Genomic DNA, 5,038 nt, shown 5'->3' on the forward strand with positions numbered 1-5,038 from the left:
GCAGCGAATGGCAGGGCACCCACACCAGCGCCCTGAACCAGGTCATCCAGGCCCTGAAGGACGCCGGCACGAAGGCCTCCAGGAACGCCAACGAGCAGGACCAGGCTTCACGCTAGCCAGCAGTACCAAGCATTCACCGCGAGGGCCCGGACACAACACAGTGTCCGGGCCCTCCGGCGTTGATCTGGCTGCCGGCCTCATGAGCGGAGGAACCGCGCGGGGTCAGACAGGACCCGCCTGGAGTAAGGCAAGATAGGTTTGTGAGCACAGCATCGGGCCCCGCAGGGGACACAGCCGCCAGCACCCAGGACTCTACGGAGCACGACGCCGTTCCCGCCGGGTCTGTGCGCGAGGAATACGAAAACCTCGCCGACCTGGTCAGGAAGTACCGGTTCGCGTACTACCAGGAAGACGAACCCCTGGTCTCGGACGCTGAGTTCGACACACTCTTCCGCCGTCTGGAGGAGATCGAGGCGCTCCACCCGGAACTGGTGGCCAACGACTCGCCCACGCAGGAGGTTGGCGGCGAAGTCTCAGCCGCGTTCGCCGCCGTCGAACACCTGCAACGCATGTACAGCCTCGAAGACGTGTTCTCGCTCGAGGAGTTGGAGGCCTGGATCACCAAGGCGGAGGCATCCGTCGCTAAAATCGGAAACGGCGCCGGCCGGCCTGCCTGGCTGACGGAACTGAAGATCGATGGCCTGGCCGTCAGCCTTTTGTACCGCGACGGCAAACTGGTCCGCGCGGCCACACGCGGGGACGGCACCACGGGGGAGGACATCACCCACAATGTGCTCACCATCCAGGAAATCCCGCAGGAACTGACCGGCACCGGCTTTCCGCCGGAAATGGAAGTCCGGGGCGAGGTTTTTATTCCGTCCAAAGCGTTCGCGGAATTCAATGAAGCCCTGATCGAGGCCGGCAAGGCGCCGCTGGCCAACCCCCGGAACGCCGCGGCCGGCTCGCTGCGGCAGAAGGACCCCGCGGAAACTGCGAAGCGTCCCCTGAAGATGTTTGTCCATGGCATTGGCGCGCGTGAGGGGCTGGAGACCCGGAGCCAGTCCGAGACCTATGCGGTGATGCAGCAGTGGGGCCTTCCCGTGAGCCCGTATTTCGAGGTGCTCGGCAGCCTGAAGGAAATCCTGGCCTTCATCAAGCGCTATGGCGATAAGCGCCACAGCCTGATGCACGAAATCGACGGCATTGTGGTCAAAGTTGATGATCTCGCCACCCAACGCGCACTGGGTTACACCACCCGGGTCCCGCGCTGGGCCGTCGCCTACAAGTACCCGCCCGAAGAGGTCCACACCAAGCTCCTGGACATCGCAGTTAACGTGGGGCGCACCGGCCGGGTGACCCCGTTCGGCGTCATGGAACCTGTCAAGGTGGCCGGGTCCACAGTGGGAATGGCAACGCTGCACAACCAGGACGTCGTCAAGGCCAAGGGCGTGAAAATCGGCGACATCGTGGTCCTGCGGAAAGCAGGCGACGTCATTCCCGAAATCGTGGGTCCCGTGCTTGCGCTTCGCGATCAGCAGGACCCGCCGGTGCGGGACTTTGTGATGCCCACCGAATGCCCTTCCTGCGGAACCCCCCTTGCCCCCGGGAAGGAAGGGGACGTGGATATCCGCTGCCCCAATGCGAGGTCCTGCCCGGCACAGCTCCGGGAACGGGTCTTCCACCTCGCCGGCCGGGGGGCGTTCGATATCGAGGCCCTCGGCTGGGAGGCTGCCATCGCGCTCACCCAGCCGGCCGAGCCGGACGTGCCGCCGCTGACCACCGAGGCCGCGCTGTTCGACATCACTCCGGAGGACCTGGCCAACGTCCGGATCCGCCGGGAGAAACGCTCGAAGGGAGTGGCAACGGGCGAGTTCGAACTCGTGCCGTATTTCTTCAGCAAGGGCACAGCCAAGTCGCCGTCGAAACCGACAGCCACCACGGTGAAGCTCTTCCAGGAACTGGAGAAAGCCAAGACCCAGCCGCTGTGGCGCCTGCTGGTGGCGCTTTCCATCCGGCACGTTGGCCCGCGGGCCTCGCGGGCGCTGGCCCAGGCCTTCGGCACCATGGACGCCATCCGGAACGCGTCGGAGGAGGACCTGGCCCATGTGGACGGGGTGGGCCCCACCATTGCCGCAGCGCTCAAGGAATGGTTTGCCGAGGACTGGCATCTGGAAATTATTGACCGCTGGGCCGCGGCCGGGGTCCGTATGGAGGACGAACGTGATGAGTCCACGCCGCGCACGCTTGAAGGCCTGACCATTGTGGTGACGGGCTCGCTGCCGAACTTCAGCCGCGACGAGGCCAAGGAGGCCATCCTGGCCAGGGGAGGCAAAGCAGCCGGTTCGGTCTCGAAAAACACCAGTTACGTGGTGGCCGGTGAAAACGCCGGGACCAAGCTGGACAAAGCTGAGCAGTTGGGTGTTCCCGTCCTGGACGAGGACGGTTTCCGCGAATTGCTCGAGAACGGCCCGGCTGCCGGTTCCGGCCCTGCTGCCGTTGACTCGGCTGCTGCAGGTGAAGCCGGCGAAGCTGCGGCAAGCCAAGCGGAGCAGGAAGCCGTATGAACCATCCGGACCCCGTGACCGAGTTGCTGGGGGTGGCCAGGCGTGCCGCTGCTGCGGGCGCCGCCGTCCTGGCCTCACGGAACGGCGACGCTTTGGAAGTCAGCAACAAAGGCGACTCCGGTGACTGGGTCACAGCCTTTGACGTGGCCGCGGAGAACGCAGTGCGGAATGCGATCACCGCTGCCAGGCCTCAGGACACCATCACCGGTGAGGAACATGGCACCACGCGGCCAACGGATCCCAGCGGCTACCGGTGGTCCATCGACCCGCTGGACGGCACCACCAACTTCATCCGCAACATCGTGTACTACGCCACCTCGGTGGCAGTGGCGGATCCCGACGGCGTCTGGCTGGCCGGCGTCGTACACGCACCGGCGCTGAACCGCATCTACTATGCTGCGCGGGGACAAGGGGCGTGGTTGGAGGAAAGCGGCAGGGTGACGCGGTTGGAAGGCCCCGTAGCCGGCAGGGCCGGCCAGATCCTGGCCACGGGCTTCAGCTACGATCCCGCCGTCCGCACGGAACAGGCCGCCTTGCTGGGTGAGCTGATGGACGGCTTCGCCGACGTCAGACGGCTGGGTTCGGCCGCGCTTGACCTGTGCCTGGTAGCCGACGGTACCCACGACGCCTACGGTGAGCGCGGGCTGAACGAGCACGATTTCTCCGCCGGCGCGCTGATCGCCGAGGAAGCCGGCTGCTGGGTCCGGCGGCCCCGCCTGACCAGTCCACTGGACGGCGGACCCGCCGCCGCGGACAGGCTCGCGGCCTGGACCTGCGCCGGAACACTGGAACTCTCGGGCAAGTTTCCGCTTTGATCCGGTGCGGCCACTAACATTGTCGGGTGCAGCCGCAGATAACCATCCGACCAGCCGTTGAGGCAGACTTCGACGCGATCGCCCGGATTACCCGGGACTCCTACTTGGCCGCCGGGTATTTCGACAGCCCGGACCACCCCTACATGCTGCAGGTCCAGGAGGTCGCTGAGCGTGCAACGAAGGCGACTATCTGGGTTGCCGAGCGTGCGGGGCGGGTGGTGGGCTCCGTGACACTGGCGGTCGCCGGCGAACCCTACGCCGACATCGCCCTCGCGGATGAGCTGGAGTTCCGGATGCTGGTGGTGGACCCCTCGGTTCAGCGGAGCGGGGCCGGCAGGGCCATGGTGGAAGCCATCATTGACCACGCCCGCAGCCTCGAGGGAATCAAAGCCGTGGCACTCACAACCGGCAGGACGTGGGAGAGCGCCCATGGCCTGTACCGGAAAACTGGCTTCACACGCGTCCCGGAACGTGACTGGCTGGTTCCGGGCACCGACATAAAGCTGCTGGTTTACCGGCTCGACGTCTAGCCGCCCTAAAGTGGTGCCGTCTCATTTTCAGCACTGAAAGGCCCACCATGCGCAAAACTTTCGGCACCGGCTCCGTCTGGGAACAGACCCTCGGCTACTCCCGGGCGGTCCAGGTGGACAACACGCTCTTCATCTCTGCCACGGCCGCCAGCGGTGAGGACGGCATTGTGGGCGAGGACTTCTACGCCCAGACCCAGTTCATCCTGCAGAAACTTGGGACGGTCCTGGCCGATGCCGGCTTCAGCTTTGAGGATGTGGTCCAGTCCAAGCTGTACCTCACGGACATCAGCCAATGGGAAGAGGCCGGCCGGGCACACGGCGAGGTTTTCGGCGAGATCCGTCCCACCCTCGCGCTGGTGCATGTCCTGCCGTTCCTGGACCCGAAGATGCTTGTGGAGATCGAACTCGTGGCCCAGAAAAGCGCCAGCTAACACGGCTATTTAGCACTGCGGATTTGAAGGTTACCCGCCTGCCTCAGGTTATCCACATAGGCCTTCGCCCACACCTTAATTGTCGGTGCCCCGCGGGATGATTTGGGTATGGGAAACGGGGCAGCGGTGGAGGCGGCGGAGGCTGTTTATGCTTCCGCCGCTTTACTGCTCGCTGCGGCTAAGCGGGGGATTCATTCTGCGGACGTGCCCGGGCTGGCTGGGCCCGCGGGGTTCACCGACTCCGCCGGATTCTCCGTGGACGCGGACTCCGCGGGTCGGGTGGGGTCTGCTGATTCTGCTGGGCCGGCTGGGCGTGCTGCTGTTGATGATCCGTTGCGCCGGGAGGCTGACACCTGGCTGGATACGCTGGCTCTGACTGCTCGGATCAATGCGCAGGTCGCCGCGGTGATGGTCCATGCGGCCGCCGGCTACGCAGCCACGGCCCAGGCCTTGGCGTCACCTGTGATGTCTGATGGGGCCCACGAGATGGCGGTCGTAGCTGAGGTCGCCTGTGTCCTGACGGTCAGCGAACGGACCGCAGGTGCCCTGCTGGCCGAATCCCTGGCACTAACCACCGCTTTGCCGTTGACCCTGTCGGCATTGCAGGACGGGAGCATTTCCTGGCAGCATGCCCGGGTGATGGTGGATGAGACCACCAACCTTGACCCCACCGGCGCGGCTGCACTGGAGGCGCATTT

The 5,038-nt window shown here is 65.4% G+C and carries 4 protein-coding genes and 1 pseudogene; all 5 read left to right on the top strand.

The window, feature by feature from the left end; genetic code table 11:
- Positions 1-260: 260 nt before the first annotated feature.
- Positions 261-2,564 carry an NAD-dependent DNA ligase LigA gene (gene ligA, locus ACP7AX_RS19130; protein WP_426228767.1) on the top strand — a complete coding sequence of 768 codons (2,304 nt, stop codon included), beginning with the start codon at positions 261-263 and terminating at the stop codon, positions 2,562-2,564.
- Entirely contained in the window at positions 2,561-3,379 is an 819-nt protein-coding gene (locus tag ACP7AX_RS19135; RefSeq protein WP_426228769.1) for an inositol monophosphatase family protein, read from the top strand. Before ligA ends, ACP7AX_RS19135 begins: the two co-directional genes overlap by 4 nt.
- 26 nt (positions 3,380-3,405) lie before the next feature.
- Positions 3,406-3,909 (top strand): GNAT family N-acetyltransferase, encoded by a 504-nt coding sequence (locus ACP7AX_RS19140; RefSeq protein ID WP_131682012.1) that lies wholly within the window; start codon positions 3,406-3,408, stop codon positions 3,907-3,909.
- Between the two features lie 47 nt (positions 3,910-3,956).
- Positions 3,957-4,340: a RidA family protein gene (locus tag ACP7AX_RS19145; RefSeq protein WP_426228772.1), complete on the top strand. Its 384-nt coding sequence runs from the start codon at positions 3,957-3,959 to the stop codon at positions 4,338-4,340.
- 108 nt (positions 4,341-4,448) lie between these two features.
- Positions 4,449-5,038, top strand: a pseudogene (locus ACP7AX_RS19150) (hypothetical protein); the annotation flags it as partial.

This window comes from Pseudarthrobacter sp. DSP2-3-2b1, from assembly GCF_049895945.1.
Classification (GTDB): Bacteria; Actinomycetota; Actinomycetes; order Actinomycetales; family Micrococcaceae; genus Arthrobacter.

Bases quoted from the DNA above. Each gene is read 5' to 3' on its own strand.
- ACP7AX_RS19135 (WP_426228769.1), top strand. From the start codon at position 2,561: ATGAACCATCCGGACCCCGTGACCGAGTTGCTGGGGGTGGCCAGGCGT.
- ACP7AX_RS19145 (WP_426228772.1), top strand. From the start codon at position 3,957: ATGCGCAAAACTTTCGGCACCGGCTCCGTCTGGGAACAGACCCTCGGC.